This is a genomic window from Vibrio sp. 1078-1 (assembly GCF_033340475.1).
Window position 1 is genome coordinate 77,224 of record NZ_JAWOWM010000006.1, and the last position, 22,828, is coordinate 100,051.

The following is a 22,828-nucleotide window of genomic DNA, read 5'->3' on the forward strand; positions in this document are numbered from 1 at the left end:
AAGGTATTTTGATGGCAAGTAAATTCCAAAGTCGTTTAGTCGGCACCATCATTCTAGTCGCAGTCGGAGTCATTGTTCTTCCCGATGTGCTAGATGGTAAGAAACTGCACTACAAAGAAGAATTTGCCAGTATTCCTATCAAACCAGAACTTGATAGTGATGTGGAAAACTTCGAAATATTAGAGCCAGTGGAAGACGACATTACGTTACCGGATTCTCCGGTTGAAGCTGTAGTGCAAGAACGTGAGGATGCTCAAGTAGCCGTTTCTGAGCCCGAGCCAGCGCCAACATCTAAACCTGAGGTCATCAAACAACCAGAGCAAGTTGAGGTCGTCACTCGTCCTGTTCAAGAGAAAAATCAATATGAAGATTCAGCTTGGATCATTCAGTTGATGGCACTTAAGAATCACGAAAATGCTGTCGCGCTTGTCGCGGATTTGCAAAAGCGTGGTTATCAAGCTCACACAAAGAAAGAAAACGAGTTTACGAGAGTGATTGTTGGCCCTGATGTGTCAAAAAGTAAACTTGAACGACAAGTTCAAGAATTACAAAAAATTACAGGTTCAAAAGGTCAATTGCTTAAATTTAAGCCATTAAATCCATAAGAAAACGTTTGCGTCAGCATTTTTTCTGTTAAAATGCGCGCCAACTTAAGATGAAGAAAAGATGAATTGGATAGATTTTATCATTTTAGGTGTGATCGGATTTTCAGCTCTGATCAGTTTAGTTCGCGGTTTTGCTAAAGAAGCTTTGTCTTTGGTGATTTGGTTCGGAGCGTTTTTTATCTCCAGTAATTACTATGCCAAATTGGCGGTGTACTTCACCAACATCGAAGATGATATGTTTCGTAACGGAGCGGCGATTGCGGCGTTATTTGTCGCAACCTTGGTAGTTGGTGCAGTGGTGAATTACGTCATTGGTCAACTGGTACAAAAAACAGGGCTATCAGGTACGGACCGAATTCTCGGGATTGTATTTGGTGGTCTACGCGGAGTCTTAATTGTTTCTGCGGTGCTGTTTTTTATGGATGCGTTTACTGCATTCCCAAGCTCGGATTGGTGGAAAGATTCACAGTTGATCCCTGAGTTCAGCCGTATCATCGCCCCATTCTTCGAGCATTTACAAGCAACATCAAGTTTTCTGTCTGGCACTATCTAGTAGTGCCAGCTACTGTCGCAAATCGAGGATTAGGACATGTGTGGTATTGTTGGAATCGTGGGCACAACGCCTGTAAACCAGTCTATTTATGACGCGTTAACGGTGTTACAGCATCGTGGCCAAGATGCCGCTGGTATTTGTACCATAGAAAGCAATCGTTTTCGTCTGCGTAAGGCGAACGGTTTAGTCAAGGATGTATTTGAAGCAAGACACATGCAGCGCCTGCAAGGCGAGGTCGGAATTGGTCATGTTCGTTACCCTACAGCAGGCAGTTCAAGTGCTTCAGAAGCTCAACCTTTCTACGTAAACTCTCCTTTCGGTATTACACTTGCCCACAACGGTAACTTGACCAACGCTAACGAAGTTCGTCAGAAGCTGTTTGAAAAAGATCGCCGTCATATCAATACCACTTCAGACTCTGAAGTATTACTAAATGTACTGGCGCACGAAATTGACTCAGTAAAAGGAAATGTCACGACCGAAGACGTATTCCGCGCAGTCACCAATGTTCATCGCACAATTCGCGGTGCTTATGCTGTGACCGCCATGATCATTGGTCATGGTATGATTGCATTTCGTGACCCACACGGTATTCGCCCGCTGTGTTTAGGTAAGCGTGAAGTTAACGGCAGAGCAGAGTACATGGTTGCGTCTGAATCGGTGGCATTGGATGCGGTCGGTTTTGATTTCGTCCGTGATGTTGCACCTGGTGAAGCGATTTACGCAACGTTTGACGGTGAGCTTTACACGAAGCAGTGTGCAGATAATCCTAAGCTTAACCCTTGTATTTTCGAGTTCGTGTACTTTGCTCGTCCGGATTCGTTCATCGATAAAATTTCGGTATACAGCGCTCGCGTTGAAATGGGTAAAAAGCTGGGCGAACGTATTCGTGAAGATTACGCAAACCTTGATATCGATGTTGTCATTCCTATCCCTGAAACGTCTTGCGACATTGCACTGCAAATCGCTCAAGCGATCGATATCCCTTATCGCCAGGGTTTCGTGAAAAACCGTTATGTTGGACGTACGTTTATCATGCCTGGCCAGCAACAACGTAAGAAATCAGTACGTCGCAAGTTGAATGCTATTCGTTCGGAATTCAAAGGTAAGAATGTGTTGCTGGTGGATGACTCTATTGTTCGAGGTACAACGTCAGAGCAGATTATTGAGATGGCTCGTGATTCTGGTGCCAAGAAAGTGTACATGGTCTCAGCGGCTCCTGAAGTTCGTTTCCCGAACGTATACGGCATTGATATGCCAAGTGCTACAGAGCTTATTGCCCATGGCCGTGACAACGATACAATTTGTAAGCAGATTGGTGCCGATGCGCTTATTTATCAACGTCTAGAAGATTTGGTAGAGGCTGTAGGTCTTGGAAACCAAGACATTACTCAGTTCGATACTTCCGTGTTTAACGGCGAATACGTAACGGGTGATATCGACCAACAATACCTAGATTTCTTAGATGGTCTTCGTAATGATGATGCGAAAACACAACTTGAAATCCAACAGGATTTAGCAAACCTAGAGCTTCATAACGAAGGCGCATAGGATGCGCTTTCTTAAGTCGTAAAAAAACCAGAGCTTCGGCTCTGGTTTTTTTGTTTTCGCTATCTAGTTAGTGAATGTTATAAGCGATCACAAAGTCAATAAAGAGGCGAACTTTCTCTGGCAGGTGGTCTTTGTGGTTGTAAAGCATATAAATGTCGCGCGGGTTTGCACTCCAATCTGGCAGTACGCGTACCAAATCGCCGCTCTCGATGTACTCTTTGATCATTACATCTGGCATTAGTGTGATGCCTAAACCTTCGGAACAAGCGCTGCGCACCACATTGAGCGCGTTTGCTTGAAAACGACCACGATCAACATTCACCACAGACTCGCCTTTGCTATTAATCAAGGTCCACTTAATAAGTGGGTACCCTTTTAGCAATGAATGGTTAGATAGCTCTTCTGCATGGTGTGGCGCAGGATTCGAGGTTAGATAGTCAGGGCTTGCAACGAGAATATCCTTCACTTCGCCAATCTTACGCGCGATGAGGCTAGAGTCGCGTTGCGGTCCCACTCGAAAAATTACATCCCATTCAGTAGGGTCAAGCTTGTCCGCATTATTCTCTGTCGTTAGCTCAATGTTGATGTCCGGGTACTGCTTCATAAAGCTGTTGAACATCGGCATCATCATTCGTTTAGTTAAGTTGTAAGGCGCGGATATCTTAATCTTGCCGGATGCTCCTCGGCAGTCGTCAGTGATTTCCTCTGCTGCGGTTGTTAGCCTTTGTAGTAAAGGAGAGCACTCATGGTAAAAACGTTCCCCTGCTTCAGTGAGCGAGAGTTTGCGAGCATGACGGTTCAATAGTCGAAGATTGACAGAGTCTTCTAGCGCTTGAATGCGTCGGGTGATGGTCGCAACCGGGATCATGGTTTTTCGCGAAGTTGCGGTGTAGCTCCCATTTTCGACAACCAGTCGAAACAGGTTTAAGTCATCTAATTTCATATTTCCAGACACATTAAATTACCGATTACGGTTAATTTATAATTAACTTTGTGATCAAAGCTTGCTTTAAGTCAACATGTTGCATCATTTGAACACAGCAACCCTGTTTGAGTAAATACTGTTATACGCCGTAATATTTGTATTAATGCAGTTTCCGAGCTAAGTTTTATAACAAGGCGAAGCGGCCTCAGGTCTTGCTGTGACACGTTTTGCTGGAAGTAAACACAACAAAAATAATGACTTAATAATAAATCTGTTTTTTTGACTGAGCTTTGTGAGGGATAAAGGTATGTTTAAGACTCACAGTCAAACGGCAATGGTCTCGGCACAGGAAGTGATTAATCAAAAACTAATAATGTTGGTGGACGATGATCCAATATTTCGCAAAGTAACCAATGCCTATTTAGAAAGTCAGGGTTTTAAAGTAGTAGAAGCAGAAAACGGCCTAGAAGCGCTTCAACAACTCAGGGAATGCCAACCCGATCTTATCTTGTGTGATTTATCGATGCCGGTCTTAGATGGTATCGAGTTCGTCGAAGAAGTTAGTCTCGAATACCCATATATGCCGCTTATCGTGGTATCAGGCACGGATGAAATGTCCGATGTCGCGAAAGCGTTGCGGTTTGGTATTAAAGATTTTCTTCCTAAACCGATAGGTAATTATGAGCACCTATCTCAGGCGATAGAGAATACGCTAGAAGATACCGATAGCCACTTCTCAGAACAACGTGACTTTTCAAGTCAGTGGTTCAGGGTTGATGATGGTGGTGAAATCCCAGATGAACAAGAGCTGTATTGGCATCTGGAATATTTGCAACAGAATCCGAGTGCGGCAAGAGATTTACTGCAAGCTCTATTGCCAGAGAAGGATGCTGCTCAGGGAGATTGGCGCTGCTCGTACCGTTTATTGCAATCGACGGATGTGATGCCCTTGGTTTTCGATTATCGTTGGTTAATGAATGGTCAATTTGCGTTTTATCTCGTTGATTCTGCTTCCCAAGCTAATGATGGAGTTGCGACGACATTGCTCGTTAGGGCATTGTTTGACGATTATCTCCGTAACTTGAAAAGTTTCAGTGCTGATCTCAAGGACATGGTAGGGATCATTGAAAAAGGAATTGAGTGTTCGGAGTGTGCGGGTGCAGTCAATGCTGTGTTTGGTGTCGCCGACCTCGCTTCATCCTCGGTCTCTATATTGCCTGCGGGTTTAGATAGCCATTGGTCTGACGGAAATACGAATCAACACATCGCAGCAGGTAACCGTTTAGGGGGAGGAAGTATGAAAAACTTCATCACCCGCGATTTACCGCTTAGTGTTGCAGGACAGTTATCTATCGGGTGTTTAGGTTCTTCAAGTTTTAGTTTAAGTATTACCCGGAAATCCCGACTAGTATAATTATGACTTGCAAACCAACAATAAGCAGCGTCCTGACGCTGCTTATTATCTTTTTAGAACCACCAAAACAACATACGTTTAGTTTAATAACCTTACTTTTTACTGGTGTTTAGATTTGGCTGTTTAATGTATAGTCAGCGCTTAAAACAATAATGACCCATTTGTGCAACGATAATTTAACGCTGTGCCTTGGGAAAAGCAAAGTCAACTAGTGAGAAGACACATCATGGCAGACAAAGATTTTAAAGAGCCTTATAATATTTTTTACTTTTTAGGTTTTATTGCAGTTCTTTTGATCCCAACACTTCCTGCAACGCTAACCTGGCTTCGTGTAATGAATGGTTACGCAGGCTTTTAATCTAGCTATTTTGTACCGGAGTTCACCATTCGTATTAAGCGTTACTTTTTCAATACTGTTGGTGGACTCTGTATTGTGCTCGGCATAGCCGGCATAGCCCTTCCACTTTTACCCACCACACCTTTTATTTTGCTTGCTAGCGCATGTTTTATGCGTGGTAGCCCCGCATTTCATCAATGGTTACATAACCACAAAACGTTTGGACCCATTCTCGACAATTGGCATAAGCATCGGGCTGTTACTTCAAAAGTAAAAAAGCGTGGTGCGATTTTTATTGCGCTTAGTTTCATGGTTTCAATCGTTGTTATCCCCCTCGTTTGGGTAAAAATTGGTCTTTTAGTGATGCTAATCGTTTTACTCAGCTGGTTTATGCGTCTGCCTGTGATTGAGTTGGTTGCTGACCGAGAAGAAAATCACTAAGATTGTAGAGAATAGTGTGCCCGCTCTTCGAGTGGGCGTTTGTATTTTCAGCGCCTGTGACTTTTACGAAAATAAGCACATAGTGGTGAAAACCTATTGTTCGTTGCCCTCGTGATACTGCGATTAGAGAGGGCGATGAGCCAATCTAAGTAAATCGGTATTATGACTACAGAAACAATTTCACTGATCAAATCTAGCATCAAAAGCATCCAAGACTACCCAAAGCCAGGCATTCTATTTCGTGATGTGACGAGCCTTCTTGAAGACGCGAACGCATACCAAGCGACGATCAACTTACTTGTTGAACGTTACAAAGATATGGGCTTTACCAAGGTTGTGGGTACGGAAGCTCGTGGCTTTCTATTTGGCGCGCCTTTAGCGCTTGAGCTAGGTGTTGGTTTTGTACCAGTGCGTAAACCAGGCAAGCTACCACGCCCTACTGTTGCTCAATCTTATGAGCTTGAATACGGCGTTGATACACTAGAAATCCATACAGATGCCATCGTTGAAGGCGACAAAGTACTGGTTGTCGACGATTTATTGGCAACGGGCGGTACTATTGAAGCGACGACTAAGCTGATTCGCCAACTGGGTGGTGAAGTTGAGCACGCTGCGTTCGTTATCAACCTACCAGAAATCGGTGGCGATAAACGTTTAGAAGCACTAGGTCTAAACGTGTACAGCATCTGCGATTTTGAAGGACATTAATACATTCAATGAGTTATTTAGCTTTAGCGCGAAAATGGCGTCCTAATCAGTTTGACCAAGTTGTCGGACAAAAACATGTCCTGACGGCGTTGGAAAACGCACTGGCGCAAAACCGTTTACACCATGCTTATCTGTTCAGCGGGACTCGTGGTGTGGGTAAAACGAGTATCGGTAGGCTGTTCGCCAAAGGCTTGAACTGCGAAACCGGCATTACCGCGACACCTTGTGGTAAGTGTGATACTTGTCGTGAAATTGATGAAGGTCGCTTTGTCGATCTTCTTGAAATCGACGCAGCATCACGTACTAAAGTTGAAGACACTCGTGAACTGTTAGACAACGTTCAATACAAACCTGCTCGTGGACGTTTTAAAGTGTACCTCATCGATGAGGTGCACATGCTATCGCGTCACTCTTTCAATGCGTTGTTGAAAACCCTGGAAGAGCCGCCAGAGTATGTGAAGTTCTTACTCGCAACAACTGATCCACAAAAGCTGCCTGTCACTATATTGTCGCGTTGTCTTCAGTTTCATCTGAAACCAATCAGCGTTGATGATATTCACCAGCAACTTGATTACATCCTAGGTCAAGAGCAAGTTTCAGCAGAGCCAAAAGCGTTGGGTATGATCTCACATGCTGCAGATGGCAGTATGCGTGATGCTCTTAGCTTGACTGATCAAGCAATTGCATTAGGTAACGGTGCGGTGCAAGCCGATATTGTCAGCCACATGTTGGGGACGATTGATACCGACCAAGCGATTCACTTACTAGAGTCAATCAGCAGCAAGAAACCTCAACAAGCTATGGATAAAATCCAACAATTAGCGGCAAATGGTGTTGAGTGGGATGGTTTGTTGCAGCAAGTCGCAACACAGTTACACCGAATTGCGATGTATCAAGCGTTGCCCGCGTCGTTAGACCGAGCACAACCAGATGCAGAGAAAATTGAGCTGTTGAGTAAAGCTCTAAGCCCGCAAGACGTTCAGCTTTACTATCAAATTGCATTAAAAGGTCGTGAAGATTTGACCCTCTCGCCAAATGGGCGAGTCGGTTTGGAAATGATTGTGCTGCGTATGTTGGCGTTCCGTCCATCAAATAACAGTGGGGCAAATGTTGTTTCTAGTAACTGCGAGCCAGCGTCATCTCCGGCTCAAAGTACCAGTCAACCAAAGGCTGCGCCAGCTCGGACAGTAGCATCTCCTCGAGCTCAGCAGCCGAGTCCAGCACAAAGCTCACCACAAGTGGCGCCTCAACCTTCATCCAATTCACAACCTGAATATCACGCGAGTGGATATGAGACGGTTCCGCCACAGTATGATATGGCGCCGCCGATGAGCGAAAACCCTGCACCGCAGCATGAAACGCCACCTCAACAAGTGCAAGAGAGCGTTTCAACACCGGCGCGCGGTGGTCTAAGCGGTTTACGTCACCAATTACGTTCTCAGCGTCAAGGCCTACAACAGAACACTCCTCAAAATGGTGGCTCAAAAAAGCCTAAAGCGGCATCTGCACAACCAGAATCGGTTATCGACCGAGTAGCGCAATTGCATGGCAATTCCGCGCAGGTGTCGCCAAACTCAGCTCCGAAGTCGACGGAGCCACAAGTTGAAGAAGCGTATCGCTGGCGTCCAAGCAAGCCTGTTGAGACAAAAGTAAATACAAAACTGACACCTACGCAGCTCAAGCAGGCACTTGAGCATGAGAAAACGCCTGAAATGGCACAAAAGCTCATCGATGAGTCATTAGAACATAATGAATGGGCGAAGCTAATCAGCTTAATGGAGATCCCTAAGCTGGTAGAGCAACTTGCGCTAAACTCTCATTATAGTAAGGAAGGAACAACCGTTTCGTTACTATTGAGAAGCAGCCAAGCTCATTTGAATACTGATAGAGCTCAAGCCGAATTGCTCAAAGCACTTAATACCGTGTTAGGTGAAGAGTGCCACATGAGCATCGAAATAGGGGAGAGTGGAGAAACACCACTTGAACTGAGAGATAGGCTCTACCAAGAGAAATTACAGCAAGCGCTGAACAGTTTAGAAAACGATCCAAATGTTCAATTTATTGAACGTCGTTTTGCTGCAGAGCTTGATAAAGATAGTGTGCGCCCTATCTAATAATCGAATGGAATGGGGTTGAAAACCCAAAGGTATAACCCCATTAATTGATGCAACACCTCATTAAACCAGAGAGATAAACATGTTTGGTAAAGGCGGTATGGGCAACCTAATGAAGCAAGCCCAGCAAATGCAAGATCGCATGCAAAAGCTTCAAGAAGAAATCGCGAATATGGAAGTAACTGGCGAGTCTGGTGCTGGCCTAGTTAAAGTTACTATCACTGGTAGTCACAGCGTACGTCGTGTTGACATCGATGAAAGTTTGATGGAAGACGACAAAGAAATGCTTGAAGATCTGATCGCTGCGGCGTTCAACGATGCAGCCCGTCGTGTTGAAGAAACTCAAAAAGAGAAAATGGCTTCTGTAACTGGCGGTATGCAACTACCACCAGGTATGAAAATGCCATTCTAATCTGCTGATATTTAATTAAGCGGACTTTTAATGCGTACCAGTCATATGCTGGAGCAATTGATGGAGGCCTTACGTTGTCTACCTGGGGTTGGCCCCAAGTCAGCGCAGCGTATGGCCTTTCATTTGTTACAGCGCGATAGAAAAGGCGGTTTGCAGCTTGCAGATGCGCTTAGTCAGGCAATGACAGAAATAGGTCATTGTACTGAGTGTCGAACCTTCACCGAAGAAGAAGTCTGTCACATTTGTACCAACCCAAAACGCCAAGAAAATGGTCAAATTTGTGTGGTAGAAAGCCCGGCAGACATCGCAGCCGTTGAAGCAACAGGCCAATATTCTGGTCGGTACTTTGTTCTTATGGGGCATTTGTCGCCATTAGATGGTATTGGTCCAAGTGATATTGGATTAGATGTCCTTGATTACCGCTTACGTCGCGGTGATATTACCGAAGTGATTTTGGCGACAAACCCAACAGTTGAAGGTGAAGCCACTGCCCATTACATCGCAGAGCTATGTAAAGAGCACCAAGTTGATGCCAGCCGCATCGCGCATGGTGTGCCTGTCGGTGGGGAGCTAGAGCTTGTTGATGGCACGACGTTGTCACATTCGCTATTAGGTCGACACAGAATTTAATAAAAAGCCGCTGAACTCAGCGGCTTTTTTGATCTTGGGAGTTGGGAACGATTAATCGTTCGATTCTTCACCAAGAAGGTTTTTGTAGATAACCGCACCAAGCACGCCACCCACAATAGGCGCAACCCAGAACAGCCATAGCTGAGAAACCGCCCAGTCACCCACATATACTGCGACTGCCGTGCTACGAGCAGGGTTTACTGACGTATTGGTGACAGGAATGCTGATCAGGTGAATGAGAGTCAAACACAGGCCAATTGCGATAGGTGCAAAGCCTTGTGGCGCACGTTTGTCTGTTGCACCCATAATGACAATCAGGAACATCATCGTCATGACAACTTCAGTCACAAGTGCAGCGATCATCGAGTATTGGCCTGGAGAGTGTTCCCCATAACCATTGGCGGCAAAGCCAGAACCCACAACATCGAATCCTGCTTGTCCAGATGCAATAACGTAAAGCACGCCACCTGCGATAAGCCCGCCGATCACCTGTGAGATGATGTAGGGAGCAACGTCTTTTGTCTCAAAACGACCGCCAGTCCAAAGGCCAACTGTCACTGCAGGGTTCAAGTGACAACCTGAAATATGACCGATAGCAAATGCCATCGTCAGAACGGTTAAACCGAATGCCAAAGAAACGCCCAACAGACCAATACCCACTTCAGGGAAACCCGCAGCCAACACCGCGCTACCACAGCCGCCCAACACTAGCCAGAACGTGCCAAAAGCCTCAGCCAAATACTTATTCATGTTCTTTCCTGATCTTTAATTAAATGACCCGCTGAACATAGTCGAGAATTGTCAATAAATTGTGAGGAAGATCGCGCAAAAACCGCAAATGGAACGCTATGTGGCAAGATTTCTCAAGGGTGAGATAAAAAGCAGAGGGGGGGGAAGTGCTAAATCTTGAGTTTGCTTTGATTACTGCCTCGGAGAGAAACAACCGAGGTACTAACTTTAAACGTGTGGTCTAGAGTCGCATTACGTCAATTGTTCTAATTCAGTGATGTTGTCGAGTGCTTCTTGATTGGTGTTGCCGCATACAATCGGACACGGTTTAAAATCGTGACAGACTTTGGGGCGTTCAGGCTTACCAAATAGCTTGCACAAATTGTCGTCGTTGAGTTGCACACAACGAACACCTGCAGGTTTGCCCTTGGGCATTCCAGGTATTGGTGAAGAGATACTTGGCGCAATACAGCACGCTCCACATCCTAATCGACAATCCATAATGTAAACCTCTTAAAAATTAAGGGGGCAATTATGGTCATTTTGACGTGGATTGGAAGAGTGAAGAAAGAAAAAAATAAAAGGGCGCGCTTAACATTACGCTCCCTTTTTGGTTTTTTGCTTTTAAATCATCGTGATTATTTTAAGAAACGGTTATAAACAAACAACAGAATAAATGCGCCTAGTGTTGCGGTAATGATACTACCAATGTTGACGCCAGTTGCTCCGCCGAAACCGAGAATGCCGCCAAGGAAGCCACCTACAAATGCCCCTGCAATACCAAGTAACATTGTTGCAATCCAACCGCCCCCATCTTTTCCTGGCATGAGCCATTTAGCAAGTGCGCCGGCGATTAAGCCCAAAATAATCCAAGAAATAATACCCATGAAAACTCCTTAATGCCTTCTTGATCAATTGAGTAATGGAAACTTTTTTAAGGATAGAACAGTAAAACGAAAGTAGTTGAATATCTCCACCGTTATGTGGGAAGGATGCAAGATCTTCTCAAAACTTGAACTTTTGCGTTGAGAAGAGTATAAATCGCCCCCTAAATTCCCTTGGTGAGACCTGAAGTATGAGCACTCCATTTTGGCAAAGTAAATCGTTAGAGCAGATGACAGAAGAGGAATGGGAATCTCTCTGTGATGGTTGTGGCAAATGTTGTTTGCATAAGCTGATGGATGAAGATACCGATGAAATCTACTATACCAATGTGGCTTGTAGCTGGCTGAACAGTAAAACGTGTTCATGTAAGGATTACCCAAACCGTTTCACTTCGGGTGAAGAGTGCACCAAGCTGACCCGAGAAGACATCGACGATTTTACTTGGCTGCCACACACGTGCGCTTACCGTCTGTTGGCTGAAAAGCAGCCTTTACCAGAATGGCATCCGTTGATTACCGGCTCTAAGTCCGCAATGCATGCGGCTGGGGAAAGTGTCCGTAACAAAGTTGTTTACGAGATTGATGTGGTGGATTGGGAAGACCATATTTTAAATCATCCCAACCGTCCTTAGTCGAATAAAAACAAGCCTTTCATTTATTAAATGAAAGGCTTGTTTGCTATTGGGGCTCCCAACTTTGACGTCTCGCTAACGAAATGCTGCTCAGTTTATTATTTAGTGTTGTAAACTTAGGAGTATGATTTCAACGCTTTACACTTCTATTCCTGATTGTTTTGATCAGGATTGTTCCCTATGAGGTAAACATGACGTTTCATTTCCCCCAGAAACTGCGCCTGACATCTTGGGTGACATTATTCGCACTTGCCGTCATTATGCTCTCCCCAATGGCTGTTTATGCGACTGCTACTGACGATATCCAAGAGCCTTCTGCTGCCGAAATCTCGATTGACAACTTGAACCGAGAGATTGTGGATTTATCCCAAAGCCTCTCGCAAGCGAGTGGCGACGAGCGTGATGCCCTTCAACTGCAACTATTCCAAAAGAATGAAGAATTAAGAAGCCAGTTAGCGTCAGCGATTGAACGTGAAACTATCTCTCGCGACAAGCTGATCTTGCTAGTTAAAAAACAAGAACAATACTCTGAGGACGCGACGAACTATCTATCGGAAAAAATAAAGAAAGTCGTCGAGGATTTAAATAAGGCTAAGGATGAAGAGAAGCTTGCTCTTGTTAACGATTATCGAGAGCTACAGCGTTATCTTGATGTTAGCTTCGATTCGAGCTGGCAAAATCTCGCTTGGTTGAAGGAGCTAGGGGCCCAAAACGAGCGCGCAGAAGCGGAACTAAAAGATAAAATTGATAAACGTATGCGCTTACTGTCTGCTTCAATTGAGTACTTGAGTCAGCAAAGTGAGATCATTGGCTCCCAACTTTCGTCTAGCCCAGAGTCGGAAAAAGCGTCGTTGCAACTTAGTCAGCTCATTACTAAACAAAGGCTAAATATTGCGACAGAAAGCTTACGCAACCTGATTTCAATTGGTGATAAAGTCGGTTTAGAAACGTCTGAATACAAACGCCAAATTTTTGAAGTGACGGGTAATATCACCCATGATTTACTGAATACCAAAGTTGTGTGGTCAATACTGAGTCACTGGTCCAACTCGGCACTGGATTGGTTTGCCGAGAATGCACCGCAGCATATCTTCCAGTTGTTTGTTTTTGCGCTGATTTTATTGATCGCTCGCGGACTGGCTAAGTTAACTCGCAAAGTCGTCCGTAAAGCAGTTGCATCGAAAAACTTAAAACTTTCCCACTTGATGCAGGACTTCTTTATCTCGATGTCCGGCAAATTCGTGTGGGTGATCGGTATCATGGTGGGCTTATCTCAGCTTGGTTTGAACCTAGCGCCAATCCTAACCGGTTTCGGTATTGCTGGTGTGATTATTGGTTTCGCGTTGCAAGACACGTTATCCAACTTCGCGGCGGGTATGATGCTGCTTATTTATCGCCCATTTGATGTTGGTGATTTTGTGTATGCTGGCGGTGTGGATGGCAAGGTAAGCCATATGAGTTTGGTGAACACCACAATCCGTACGTTTGATAACCAAATTATTATTGTGCCTAACAGCAAAATCTGGGGAGATGTTATTAAGAACGTCACGCATGAACGCATTCGCCGCGTGGATATGGTGTTTGGCATTGGCTATGCGGATGACCTCTTAAAAGCGGAGTCAGTATTGTCTGATATCATTACCTCTCACCCTTCGGTACTTCGCACTCCAGAGCCAATGATCAAAGTTCATACATTAAATACGTCTTCTGTAGATTTTATTGTGCGTCCTTGGGTAAAAACGGATGATTACTGGGATGTATACTGGGATGTGACGAAAGAGGTGAAACTACGCTTCGACCGAGAAGGTATTTCGATTCCTTTCCCACAACAAGATGTGCATTTGCATATGGTGGAGAAGCAAGACGCTTAATCACAGGTCCCAACAAGTGAAAGGCACTCTAGGTAGAGTGCCTTTTTTGATCTTCGGTTAGCGTTATTGTTACAGTTCGTTAAAGAACACCAGTTTCGGCTCGCATTCTAACAAGTTGTCGATCTGGCTAATCAAAAGAGCAAAGTGTTCTGTTTTACCATGAAGCTCAAACGCTTGTTGGTTTTTAAATTGCTCCTGAAAAACGAAGTGGCATGTATTGTCTTTATCTTGGAACAATTGATAACGAACGCAACCTTCTTCATTGCGAGTAGGTTCAAGCGCTCGGGTAAGTACCTCTTTCAACTCTTGTTCTTTTCCCGGTTGTGCATGAAAGGTAGCCGTCAAGTGAATCATAATGTTTACTCTTTTTGTTATAGGTAACGCCCTTGGCGTTGCAGGAACTCAATTTTGTAACCATCAGGGTCGGTTACAAAAAAGAACGTTGCTAAATGCTTTTGTTGATGGTCAAAGGCTTTGATGTCACCAGTTTCAATGCCGAGAGATTTAATGCGTTTGTGGGCTTGTTCAATGTCCTCCACGCTGACGGCAAGGTGGCCGTAACCTGAGCCGTGAGTGTAGGGCTCACTTTGGTCGTGATTGTGCGTCAGTTCCAATTCAAAGCCAGTTTCTTGGTTGGCTAGATAGGTTAGAGAAAAGCCATCAAAGATGTATTGATCAGCGACTTCTAGTTCAAGTACGTCACAGTAAAATTGTAGAGAGCGGTCCAGATCACTTACTCGGATCATGGTGTGAATCATTTTTGTCATAGGTACTCCTTGATAGTCCGCACAGGTTAGCGATTTCAAAAGGAGTCTGGGTAGTACTCTAGTACGACAAATTAGAAGATGCTCAAGGGTTTATAATACGGATGCATAGCCTAGGATGGTTATTGCTCGGTTGGTTGCTATTAACTGTTAAGTTGCGCAAGTGCTTGACGAGTGGTCTCTTGAGGTTGGCGGGCGTAAGTGAGGCAAGCGCATCGAAGTAAGGAGGCAAAGTTGTTCACTTCACCATTGTATTCGAGTGCCTCTTGATAAACAGTGCTTATGAATTTAGGAACCGTCATGTTTTGAGCACTAGCGATTTCCTCAAGAATTGTCCAAAAGCTCGCTTCAAGTTTTACACTGGTCGCGTGACCATCAATACGGATAGAGCGGGTGATGAACTGATAGTTGTCTTGGGGTTGCTTAGCAAAGATTTCGCACATTTTCTTTATTCATATAATTAAAGACCCATAATTATTGTGGTGTACGATTTAAAACGTCAACTGTTTTCATGCATAAAAAAACGCTCCCTTGCGAGAGCGTTGAAACATCACGAGTTGTGAAGTAAGTGCAAGTTGATTATTTAATTTGTTGCTTCAAGTACTCGCCTAGTTGCGAGTGGTGCATGATTTTTGATACTGGAAGGATAGTTTCTGCAGGTCCCCAAGCAAATACGTTGACAGGAGTATGCGTATGAGTACCCGTCCCCCATACTGTGTTTTGCTTTGTTGCATGCTCACGCGCTAGCAAGTTGCCACGGTCGTTGTAAGGAAAGAAAGCATCAAAGTCATTGATTGTCGGTACGTTCTCTTCGCTTAAGTATTTGTGTCCAGCGAGTCGGTATGGATTTGGTTTACTTGCTAATACGCGTTCTGCTTGCTCAGGCGTAATCGAAAAATCGCTATTTGCGTTCACGACTTCCGCAAACTTCTCTGGAGTTTGCTCTTTCTTATCAAGCGCTTGGAATTCACTGATCATGCCGTAGTAACTTTTCTTTTGGTTGTATAAACCATCGAGGATCTCGAACTGACCAAAGTTGAAGTTTGGCGCGTAATCCTGATTTTTGAATGCTTCGCCGTCGCGTTTTTGTGGTTTAGGCAAGTTTGCTGATGAGTAGCTAAAGCCAAAAGAGCCGGTTTCGTGGTCAGCAGTAACAATGATCAGGGTGTCATCACGGCCTTTTGCCCACTCATAAACTGAGTTTACCGCTTCATCGAATTTAAGCATTTCATGCAGCATCGTACCTGCATCGTTACTGTGGCCAGCCCAGTCAATTTGGCCGCCTTCAACCATCAAGAAAAAACCGTCTTTGTCTTTTGAAAGAATGTCGATTGCTTTGGTGGTCATTTCTTTCAGCGATGGCTGCGTGCGTTTTGGATCGTTTTTGCTTTGACTGTAGGCAATACCATCGTTCATGCCCGAGTAAGCAAAAAGTCCAAGTAATTTGTCACCTTTAGCTTGTGTGAGCATATCGCGGCTGAAAGCCAGGTTGTAACCTTGGTCTTGCGCCTCAGTAAGCAAGTTGCGCTCATCTTTACGTTTCGACTTTAGGTAGACATTACCTTCAGTGAGCTTTTCAAGTTGCTCGTATGTCTCTCCCTTGTCGTTTGTCGACTTTGGAATCCAATGACGAAGTCCCCCAGACATCATCACGTCTACGCCTGTTTCGAGCATATCCGCCGCAATACTGTTTTCTAGGGAGCGATGTGGTTGATGAGCGGCAAATGCTGCTGGCGTTGCGTGGGTCATACGCGTATCAGAGACGAGCCCTGTTGCTTTACCTTTACTTTTGGCTTTTTCCAAAATAGTTTCGACATGGTTGCCTTGGCTATCAATGCCAATGACTTCAGAAGCGGTAGGGATTCCTGTCGCTAGCATCGTAGCTGAGCACGCAGAGTCGACGACAATTGCGTCTTCTGGATTGGTCAGTGATGATCCAATCACACCTTCTTGAGCGAGTTTGTATAACGCTGTGCTTTCGCCTTTGTAAACCGAGTTAGGTGCGTGTTTTGCGTAGGTCTCGAGTAAACCAACTTGTTGAGGACCCATGCCGTCGCCGATCATCAAAATGACGTTTTTGATTTCAGCTGAGAGTGCGTTGAAAGAGAGGGTAGATGCAGCCACTGCCGTAACGATTGGAGATACTAAGCGCTTCATTATATTTTCCTTGTTTATTGAAAGCGCAGGCATTAAAGCAATGATTTATGAAGGTTTTGTGTCGGTAATAAAAGTTTAACCAAATTGTCGTTTTTGTTTGGTTTTGCAGAAAAAATGAGTCGCTCTCTAACGTTCGTTAGTTTGGAAAGAAGAAAGCCCACAAACGTGGGCTTGGATTACGCTTAGGAGTTGAAAGCATGGACTAAAGTTATCCATTCAGTGCTTTCACAAGAAACCTAGTTTAGGGAGCAATAAACGAGCATGTATTATCGGGCCACAAGAGCGGTCGAATTCACTTACGTTTGCATCATATCGTTCTTTGGCTTATTAAATTATGGGCTGCAGTAAGTGTTTGGTTCAAATAGGATTTGTTGTCGTGATGATTATCAGACTGGTTATCAGACTAATGCCAGTATGATGCCACCAACGGTAAGTGCCGCAGAAAGGTATTGACCCGCAGAATATGAGCCATCCTCTTCTTTCTCGATTTTATCGGGGTGATCCATGCCAAGCGCACCATGCGTGAAAGATTCGACCTTTTCACCAACAGATTTATCTTCTGCTTCTATTTTCTTGCTGTCGTGCTCGATTTGTTGCAGAGCGGCAAGTAGCGCTTTGCCTTCGGTCGAAAGCGTCACCTTATTGTGTTCGACTTTCAGCGGTGAAGCACTAGTTTCTTCTTGTGCAATACTTGCTTGTTTAGAGGCGACAGATTGTTTGGCATAGCTATTAACAGAAGTGCTTCCTACTGGATTCATCGAATACTCCTTGGAACATCGACACTCGGTCACTGAGTGCGGGTAAAAAGCAGTTATATTTTTATCGGCGGCAAAGTTTATTTCTGAAGCTATTTGGATAAAAACAGGTCTGCTTTTGCCGCTTCTAGTTTCTATTGGTGATCATTAGCAAAAAATAGACCAGCAGGAAGCAGACCCTTGTCACTCGATGAACTCGGAGCGGTGTGATGATGCAACGCAACGGCAAGGTAGTAACTTAAATTGAAGACCAGCTACTTACATTGAAGATCGTTATTGCGTTTAGTTAGATGTTGATATGCCGCCATGCGGTGAGCATCTTGTACATACCGTACTGGTGGTGCGAGAACCTCTAACTGATAGTCTGTATTATCAGAAAGCACGTTATCTGTTGGGCTAATTACAACCACTTTTAAGCTCGGGCTGCGGCTTAAGATTGATGCTGCCGTACCCAACCCTTGCTCGGTGTGAAACTTGCCTGCAACATGGACAACCTGAGCGCCTGGGTTGTCGTCTAGGTAGCTAACGATAGATTCCGCCATAGTTTCATCCCAGGTAACTTGAGCTGCAAACTGTTTTTCCGTCTGCTCTGGCTTACCGTGATGCATGGATGCCATGAACTTTTCTTTGTACGGACTACTACCAGTGTTGATGGCTTGTGCAATGAACATCCGCTGATCATCATCGAGCTTGTTAATGTAATCTAACCCTTGTCGACCAATGCATCGGACAATGCTCTTTGGTGCATTTGCTGCAATGACCGGGAGATTTTTCTGCTTAGCAAACTCCACGAGAGGGCGATAGTCGCTTTCATAATTGGGCCAAGCGTTGGCTTGTTTCATTAAGTACTGTTCGCCGATCTCCCCACGTAGGTAAGCGTCAACAACAGGTTGTTTGTCGCGGGTAAATTGTTCCATAGATAACGCGAGTGAGCGGTCGTAGGACGTAAGTTGTTTGAGCATATCGGTTTGAAAGCGATGAACGCCGGCGTGTGTGTGCCATTCACCAATAAGAATGACATCTGCTTGTTGCAGCTCAATTGGCAGTTTGCTTAGAGCGATGTGCTCGCCAGAAGGGGTGTATAGTTGATAGTCGTAAAAACTAGTGACTTCCGCTGAGGTTGCGTGAGAGTTGGTGTGCGTATATGAAGAGCAACCAGTAAGTAAGCCTGCAAAGAGCAAGCTCAAAGTAGAAAAGCGCATTGAAAAGCCTCCAAAAATGTCCGGATGATATTAATGGAGGCTGAGCAATGAATCAATATAAATGATAACTATTTGCGTTTGTTGTTTTTTTTGACTTATTAATTGAGTGTTTTTTTGCGATATACACGCAACATAAAATCAGCCTCACATTGGAAAAGTGTAGCGGATTTCAACTCTTCACGAAGAGCATCGGTTGCTTTCCATGCGAATGGCGTCATTTGCAATAAATCGATTGCGGCTCCGTTTTTCAAGTCCATAACATAGTTAAGATGCTGCTGGTGCTCTAATTCAAACCCTTCAATATGTTCTGGTTCTTCATTGTGAAGACGAACTTCTTGATAAATGCGCTCACGCAGTTGGTATAAGTGGCGGCTAGCAGGAGTAACCGTGACAACAACGCCGTCGTTTTTTACAACGCGCTGCAGCTCCTCAGCTTTACACGGGGCATAAATGCGCAAAATGGCATCTAAGGATTTATTTGCGAAGGGAAGTCGGTGACTAGAAGCCACACTAAAGTTGCAGTGCGTGTAACGCTTCGCCGCGTAACGAATGGCAACTTTGGAAATGTCTAAGCCATAAATCGTGGCATGGTTCGCTTGTGTTTCTATCGTCTTTTGTACTTGATCTGTGTAGTAACCTTCACCACAACCAATATCTAATAATTGATGGGTGCTCCCCTCAGTGTATGTTGCACACAGCTGCGCCACTTCTTGGCGCATTGGGTTGTAGTAATCTCCTTCAAGGAATCGACGACGAGCTTGCATCATCTCTTTGTTGTCACCAGGATCTTTAGAACGTTTGTGGTGCGCTGGCATCAAGTTAACGTAGCCTTCTTTTGCTAAGTCAAACTGATGATTGTTTTCGCACTTAAACGTTTTTTCATTTAACGCTAGAGCTTGGTGGCATAGAGGGCATTGATAGTTCATGACGATCTCGAACAGAAAGTAGGGCGGCAAATTCTATCAAAAAGCATGGTCTCAAGTGAAACAAAAAGAGCCGACTGGGTCGGCTCTTATTAAGTATTAGTGGAAGAAGTCGACTTGCTCTTTCAAGTTTCGTGCTTGTTGTTGAAGTTCAATGGCACTTTGCGAGGTTTTTGCGCTCGTGTTGCGGCTTTCTCGGTTAAGTTCACTGATAGAATGGGCATTTGCTGCAATTTCTTGTGAAACTTGAGCTTGTTCTTCTGAAGTCGCTGCAATGGCGTCGGCTTGAGAGGCTATCGACTGCACTTGTACTGCGATGGCTTCTAATGCTGTGCCCGCGTCTTGTGCTTTGTCCAAGACCTGGTTTGCACTGCGTTGGCTGTCTGTCATCATATTAACTGCATTATGAGTCGACCCTTTTAGTTTCTCGATAATTTCCACGACATCTTGAACTGAGCTTTGGGTTCGGTGCGCAAGTGTGCGCACTTCATCTGCTACAACTGCGAAGCCACGGCCTTGCTCACCTGCTCGTGCTGCTTCAATGGCGGCATTCAAGGCAAGTAAATTGGTTTGCTCAGCAATTTCATCAATCATTTTAGTGACGGTTTGAATACTCTCGCTATCGCGATTTACTTGCTCGATAGCCGTTGCTGATTGATCCAATTGATCGTTAAGTTGAGCAACGTCGATACATACGCCTTCAACAATCGCGAGACCAGATTGACTATCAGTATTTGCTGAGCGTACGTTTTCCGCAATGCTTTCGACTTGTTGTGCGACAGATTGAGCGGAAGAGGCCATTTCTTCAATCGCTGTCACAACTTGCTCGACTTCTTGTTGTTGTCGGTCGGCTTGGGTCAAATTGCTATGTGCATCGTTGGCAACGCTGGTGGAGTTGCTCTCCACTAAGTCGCTTGTTGAACGGATCTTACCAACGAGTTCATTGAGCTGACTTGCCATACTGGCGACACCCGAGCTCAGGTTCGTAATTTCATTCTTTGATGCTTTACGAGACGCTGGAATGTTCAAGCTGACTTCGCCGCCCGCTAAGCGAGTCATGTATGAGTTTAGAGTCGTGAGAGGTTGTAAGCTGCGATTCAAGAAAAGTGTCAGTACAACAAAAGTAATGATTGCCGCTACCGAAGAAATGATGGCAATGAGTGTGAGAAGCGTGTCGCTACCTTTTGTTACTTCTTTGATAAACGTACCACCTAGCAGTTTCCAGTTCCAACCTGGAACCTCTGTGTAGACAAGATACTTTTCGCCTACGTTACCTTGGTACTCGAAAGGGTAGCGAATTAATCCACTAGATTGTTCGAAAATCTGGCCAAAAGGCTTGTGACCATTGTAGTCGGCGACTTCTAGTATTGACGAATCTGAGCCGCTTTTTGCTGGATGAAGTAGGTATTTACCAAGATTGTTTTCGTCGTTATCAACGATAATGGTGTAACCAGTGTCGCCCCATTTTATCTCTTCGAGTGCATCGAACAAGGTTTGTGTCGCTTGGTCTACTGGTAAGCCAATAAACGATAGGCCTGCTACCTTTCCTGTCGCATCTTTGATTGGGGCATAGTAGGTAATGTAGCGCTCGCCATACAATTTAATTTGAGCGTAATACGGTTGTCCTGCTTTAAGTTGCTGATAACCAGGATGGTTGATGCCTAGCGTGGTTCCGACCGCTCGCTGACCTTGTGGATCTTTTAGGGAGGTGGACACCCGAATAAAGTCGTCACCCAATGGTGCGAATAGCGTTGCTATAGCGCCGGTATCACGTGTGAAACTGTCGACCAACTTGGTGTCATTAATTAAGCTTTCACTGTATTGAGTGATGTTTGGTACTTCATGTCCCATGAAGTCAACCGTGTAATTTTCGACATAGACACCGGCAAGGTAGCCATTGCGAAAAGTAGATTCGAGGACTTTAGCGGTGTGCAGGTAAGCATCGAATTGGCCAGCAATGGTTTTTGCCATTGATTCTACTTTAGATTGGTGTTCTTTCAGTGTGCTTTCCAATAGAACATCGGAAGCGTTGCGGTAAACAAGCGCTGCAATACTGCTGAAAGCAATGAATAGACACAAAGTGATCACCAGTTTCAACTGGAATCCGACACTTTGATTTCGGTATCTCTCTAACATAGACTAATTCCTGATATTTTTATTATTTATGAGTTTTGTATCGGTATGCTATCGGTTTATATGATCAATTTTTTTGATATTTATTAATGAAACCGTCAAAAGTGACCAGTAACCAATAAGTTAGTAAAGATAGGACCATCTAAGCAGAGCTTTTATTACAAAAAAAGCCGGGTATCCCGGCCTTTATATGGTGATTCTTACTGCGCTGAAATGACAGTGACAAGTTCATGTGTCTCACCTGGTTGGAGCGTTTGACCTTGCTCAATACTTGGTGCATGAACAGCAGACTCCACACACAACATGGTTTGATAACCATCGTCAGCCATGTCACCCATGCTTTGCGCACCTTCTGCCCAAGGGTTCCATAATACTGCTGAGTTGTGGCCTTGGTTGTGTACGCTTAGCGTACGATCCAATACCGGGTCTTTTACCAAAATTTTCGCTTCTGGTTGCGTGTAAACGCGATCAATGGTGTCAGTTAGTTGTAGAACATTACCACCTTGGCATACCGCATCAGCTTTCAAGCTATCAATGTACTCGGCACCCATGCCTGTCGTTTGTGCTTGCTTAATGTCTCCAACGTTTAGGTAAGTATGTAATGCGCCAGAGAAGGTCCAAGCCTCGTCATCAATGTTCATGACTTTGAGCGTCACTTTTAGCTCATCGCCCACTTCAATCACCAAACGAGCGTCAAACATATGGGGCCAAATATCGTGGATTTCTTCTGTCGGGAACAGAGCAAGTTCAACAATCACACCGTTATGGTTCTCACGATGTTCAACCAACTCCCATTCTGCGGTGCGGGCAAAGCCGTGAGCTGGAGCAGCAATACGCCCAAACCAAGGCCAACAAACCGGAATGCCACCGCGAAGAGCAGCTTTACCATCGAAGACAGCTTTTTCGCTCATCCAGATCAGATCTTCTTGACCTTTAGGCGTGAACGACACGACATGACCACCGTGTAGCGAGATGCCTGCCGTTGCTTTGTCATGAATCACGCGGACGATTTTTATCTGATCAACTTCAACGATAGTGACGTTATCAGATAGCACCGTTAGGGCTGGGAGAGTTTTTAAATCCATGTG

Annotated in this window: 25 protein-coding genes; 12 read left to right on the top strand and 13 right to left on the bottom strand. The window is 44.7% G+C overall.

What is annotated here, in order from left to right; genetic code table 11:
- The first annotated feature begins 11 nt into the window (after positions 1-11).
- From R7190_RS13765 to purF, 3 genes are all read left to right on the top strand, one after another.
- Positions 12-605: an SPOR domain-containing protein gene (locus R7190_RS13765; protein ID WP_017820797.1), complete on the top strand. Its 594-nt coding sequence runs from the start codon at positions 12-14 to the stop codon at positions 603-605.
- A 61-nt stretch (positions 606-666) separates the two neighbouring features.
- A complete protein-coding gene (locus tag R7190_RS13770) occupies positions 667-1,158 on the top strand; it encodes a CvpA family protein (protein ID WP_005380590.1) in 492 nt (163 codons plus the stop codon).
- Between the two features lie 36 nt (positions 1,159-1,194).
- Positions 1,195-2,709 (top strand): amidophosphoribosyltransferase, encoded by a 1,515-nt coding sequence (gene purF / locus R7190_RS13775; protein WP_005380592.1) that lies wholly within the window; start codon positions 1,195-1,197, stop codon positions 2,707-2,709.
- A gap of 67 nt (positions 2,710-2,776) precedes the next feature.
- Here the strand turns inward: purF and R7190_RS13780 are convergent, their stop codons facing one another.
- Positions 2,777-3,652: a LysR family transcriptional regulator gene (locus tag R7190_RS13780; protein ID WP_005384959.1), complete on the bottom strand. Its 876-nt coding sequence runs from the start codon at positions 3,650-3,652 to the stop codon at positions 2,777-2,779.
- 289 nt (positions 3,653-3,941) lie between these two features.
- Here R7190_RS13780 and R7190_RS13785 point away from each other — a divergent pair, with 289 nt between their 5' ends.
- From R7190_RS13785 to recR, 7 genes are all read left to right on the top strand, one after another.
- Positions 3,942-5,048, top strand: a complete 1,107-nt coding sequence (locus R7190_RS13785; RefSeq protein WP_005380606.1) for a response regulator — start codon at positions 3,942-3,944, stop codon at positions 5,046-5,048.
- Positions 5,049-5,274: 226 nt separating this feature from the next.
- Positions 5,275-5,406, top strand: a complete 132-nt coding sequence (locus R7190_RS13790; protein WP_005380608.1) for a hypothetical protein — start codon at positions 5,275-5,277, stop codon at positions 5,404-5,406.
- A gap of 33 nt (positions 5,407-5,439) precedes the next feature.
- Positions 5,440-5,826, top strand: coding sequence for a YbaN family protein (locus R7190_RS13795; protein ID WP_373921219.1), 387 nt, complete (start codon positions 5,440-5,442; stop codon positions 5,824-5,826).
- Positions 5,827-5,988: 162 nt separating this feature from the next.
- The gene (gene apt, locus R7190_RS13800; protein WP_005384957.1) at positions 5,989-6,534 is read left to right on the top strand and encodes an adenine phosphoribosyltransferase; all 546 of its coding nucleotides are present in this window, start codon (positions 5,989-5,991) and stop codon (positions 6,532-6,534) included.
- Between the two features lie 8 nt (positions 6,535-6,542).
- Positions 6,543-8,648, top strand: coding sequence for a DNA polymerase III subunit gamma/tau (gene dnaX / locus R7190_RS13805; protein WP_186584753.1), 2,106 nt, complete (start codon positions 6,543-6,545; stop codon positions 8,646-8,648).
- 82 nt (positions 8,649-8,730) lie between these two features.
- The gene (locus R7190_RS13810; protein ID WP_005380618.1) at positions 8,731-9,060 is read left to right on the top strand and encodes a YbaB/EbfC family nucleoid-associated protein; all 330 of its coding nucleotides are present in this window, start codon (positions 8,731-8,733) and stop codon (positions 9,058-9,060) included.
- Between the two features lie 30 nt (positions 9,061-9,090).
- Positions 9,091-9,690, top strand: coding sequence for a recombination mediator RecR (gene recR, locus R7190_RS13815; RefSeq protein WP_005380619.1), 600 nt, complete (start codon positions 9,091-9,093; stop codon positions 9,688-9,690).
- Between the two features lie 51 nt (positions 9,691-9,741).
- Here the strand turns inward: recR and aqpZ are convergent, their stop codons facing one another.
- From aqpZ to R7190_RS13830, 3 genes are all read right to left on the bottom strand, one after another.
- Positions 9,742-10,440 (bottom strand): aquaporin Z, encoded by a 699-nt coding sequence (aqpZ, locus tag R7190_RS13820; protein ID WP_054575356.1) that lies wholly within the window; start codon positions 10,438-10,440, stop codon positions 9,742-9,744.
- 231 nt (positions 10,441-10,671) lie between these two features.
- Positions 10,672-10,920, bottom strand: a complete 249-nt coding sequence (locus R7190_RS13825) for a YkgJ family cysteine cluster protein (RefSeq protein WP_017820793.1) — start codon at positions 10,918-10,920, stop codon at positions 10,672-10,674.
- 137 nt (positions 10,921-11,057) lie between these two features.
- Complete coding sequence (locus R7190_RS13830; protein WP_005380625.1) at positions 11,058-11,306, bottom strand: GlsB/YeaQ/YmgE family stress response membrane protein; 249 nt, start codon at positions 11,304-11,306, stop codon at positions 11,058-11,060.
- A gap of 188 nt (positions 11,307-11,494) precedes the next feature.
- Between R7190_RS13830 and R7190_RS13835 the strand changes: the two genes are divergently transcribed.
- Both R7190_RS13835 and R7190_RS13840 read left to right on the top strand, forming a co-directional pair.
- Positions 11,495-11,935 carry a YcgN family cysteine cluster protein gene (locus R7190_RS13835; protein WP_005384948.1) on the top strand — a complete coding sequence of 147 codons (441 nt, stop codon included), beginning with the start codon at positions 11,495-11,497 and terminating at the stop codon, positions 11,933-11,935.
- Positions 11,936-12,126: 191 nt separating this feature from the next.
- Positions 12,127-13,806 carry a mechanosensitive ion channel family protein gene (locus R7190_RS13840; RefSeq protein WP_054575344.1) on the top strand — a complete coding sequence of 560 codons (1,680 nt, stop codon included), beginning with the start codon at positions 12,127-12,129 and terminating at the stop codon, positions 13,804-13,806.
- 69 nt (positions 13,807-13,875) lie between these two features.
- Here the strand turns inward: R7190_RS13840 and R7190_RS13845 are convergent, their stop codons facing one another.
- The 9 genes from R7190_RS13845 to R7190_RS13885 all read right to left on the bottom strand — a co-directional run bounded on the left by R7190_RS13845 (position 13,876) and on the right by R7190_RS13885 (position 22,825).
- Positions 13,876-14,160, bottom strand: a complete 285-nt coding sequence (locus tag R7190_RS13845) for a putative quinol monooxygenase (protein ID WP_005384942.1) — start codon at positions 14,158-14,160, stop codon at positions 13,876-13,878.
- A gap of 17 nt (positions 14,161-14,177) precedes the next feature.
- A complete protein-coding gene (locus R7190_RS13850; RefSeq protein ID WP_005380685.1) occupies positions 14,178-14,573 on the bottom strand; it encodes a VOC family protein in 396 nt (131 codons plus the stop codon).
- Between the two features lie 140 nt (positions 14,574-14,713).
- The gene (locus R7190_RS13855) at positions 14,714-15,013 is read right to left on the bottom strand and encodes a ribbon-helix-helix domain-containing protein (RefSeq protein ID WP_005384938.1); all 300 of its coding nucleotides are present in this window, start codon (positions 15,011-15,013) and stop codon (positions 14,714-14,716) included.
- A 136-nt stretch (positions 15,014-15,149) separates the two neighbouring features.
- Entirely contained in the window at positions 15,150-16,727 is a 1,578-nt protein-coding gene (locus tag R7190_RS13860) for an alkaline phosphatase (RefSeq protein ID WP_025767190.1), read from the bottom strand.
- A gap of 398 nt (positions 16,728-17,125) precedes the next feature.
- A complete protein-coding gene (locus R7190_RS13865; RefSeq protein ID WP_005380688.1) occupies positions 17,126-17,485 on the bottom strand; it encodes a hypothetical protein in 360 nt (119 codons plus the stop codon).
- A 251-nt stretch (positions 17,486-17,736) separates the two neighbouring features.
- Complete coding sequence (locus R7190_RS13870; RefSeq protein ID WP_186584757.1) at positions 17,737-18,684, bottom strand: ChaN family lipoprotein; 948 nt, start codon at positions 18,682-18,684, stop codon at positions 17,737-17,739.
- 98 nt (positions 18,685-18,782) lie between these two features.
- Positions 18,783-19,610 (bottom strand): 23S rRNA (guanine(745)-N(1))-methyltransferase, encoded by an 828-nt coding sequence (gene rlmA, locus R7190_RS13875; protein WP_186584759.1) that lies wholly within the window; start codon positions 19,608-19,610, stop codon positions 18,783-18,785.
- A gap of 96 nt (positions 19,611-19,706) precedes the next feature.
- On the bottom strand, positions 19,707-21,743 hold the full coding sequence (locus R7190_RS13880) for a methyl-accepting chemotaxis protein (RefSeq protein ID WP_025767192.1): 2,037 nt from the start codon (positions 21,741-21,743) through the stop codon (positions 19,707-19,709).
- 197 nt (positions 21,744-21,940) lie between these two features.
- On the bottom strand, positions 21,941-22,825 hold the full coding sequence (locus tag R7190_RS13885) for a D-hexose-6-phosphate mutarotase (RefSeq protein ID WP_017820788.1): 885 nt from the start codon (positions 22,823-22,825) through the stop codon (positions 21,941-21,943).
- Positions 22,826-22,828: the final 3 nt, after the last annotated feature.